This window comes from Actinomyces sp. HMSC08A09 (genome assembly GCF_001807465.1).
Taxonomy (GTDB): domain Bacteria; phylum Actinomycetota; class Actinomycetes; order Actinomycetales; family Actinomycetaceae; genus Actinomyces; species Actinomyces oris.
Genome location: NZ_KV789119.1, coordinates 1 through 979 on the forward strand (window position 1 = coordinate 1; position 979 = coordinate 979).

General features: G+C 68.5%; 2 protein-coding genes. Both read right to left on the reverse strand.

Features of this window, described 5'->3' with window-relative positions:
* The coding region (locus HMPREF3165_RS06145) for a hypothetical protein (protein ID WP_218079045.1) at positions 1-334 on the reverse strand (334 nt) is incomplete at its 3' end.
* Positions 335-477: 143 nt separating this feature from the next.
* Complete coding sequence (locus HMPREF3165_RS06150) at positions 478-846, reverse strand: hypothetical protein (protein ID WP_070511590.1); 369 nt, start codon at positions 844-846, stop codon at positions 478-480.
* Positions 847-979 lie beyond the last annotated feature (133 nt).

Consider the following 979-nt stretch of genomic DNA (forward strand, 5'->3'; position numbering starts at 1 on the left):
CGGCCGCGCGGGCGGCGATGCGCCGCGGCTGGGTGACGATGACGCGGCCCGGCCGGCGTTCCTGGGCGCGCCCCGGGGCGTCGGCAGGGACGTCGGTAAGGACGTCGGCCAGGAGCGGTGGGACGAGCGTCGTCTTACCGGTGCCGGGCGGGGCGGTGAGGACCAGGCAGGCGCCGGCGCCTGCGTCGTCGGAGGCGGAGGGAGCGGCGGAGAGGAGCTCGCGCAGCTCGGGCAGCACCTCGACCACCGGCAGATCCGGGGGCGAGGCGAGCAGCGCCCTGATGGGGTCGGTCTGCGGAGGCTGCGTGCGGCCCTGCGGCCCGGTGCGAGTCATGCCCCGATTGTGCCTGGTGGGGGAGTGGATGGGGCCGACGTCGGACCGGGGCGGGAGCTGAGCAGCAGATGGCCCCCGGTCGGCGGAGGACCTGAGGTGCAGTGGGTGGATAGGGACGAGGGGAGACGCGCAGCTGCCGGCGGCTACCGGATGCTCATGAGGATGTCTCGGGCCTGCAGGGCGTCGGCGAGCTTCTCGGCGTACTCGGCGTGCGTCTTGACGGCCTTGTGCATGCCCAGGGCGCCGCCGATGATGGCCGACCCCGTTGAGGACAGGTAGCGCACCAGGGTCTCGCCGTGCGGGCCGGTCCCGAACTGCAGGTTCTGCGAAAGGTAGAAGCTGCTGCCCATGAGGGCGCCGAAGGCGATGGACATGCCCTTCTTGCCGCGGGTGATCTGGAGGGTGTCGGCGGAGAAGGGCGCGACGGTCCAGCCCTCCTGAGTGAAGAACTCGGTAACGATTGATCGAACTTGATCGATTGGTGCATTAATGGTGTACATGCGCTCAGTCATGGCGGGATGCTAAGCGACTTTTCATTGTTTTTGCATATTGTGTGCAATAACGTTTGCGTGAAGGCGGTGCGCTGCTGGCCTGTGTGCGCCCGGTGCACCGGCCTGGCCCGCACACAGATCGACAAAATCTTCA

Excerpts from the sequence above, each read along its gene's own strand:
- HMPREF3165_RS06150 (WP_070511590.1), bottom strand. The coding sequence starts at position 846 with ATGACTGAGCGCATGTACACCATTAATGCACCAATCGATCAAGTTCGA.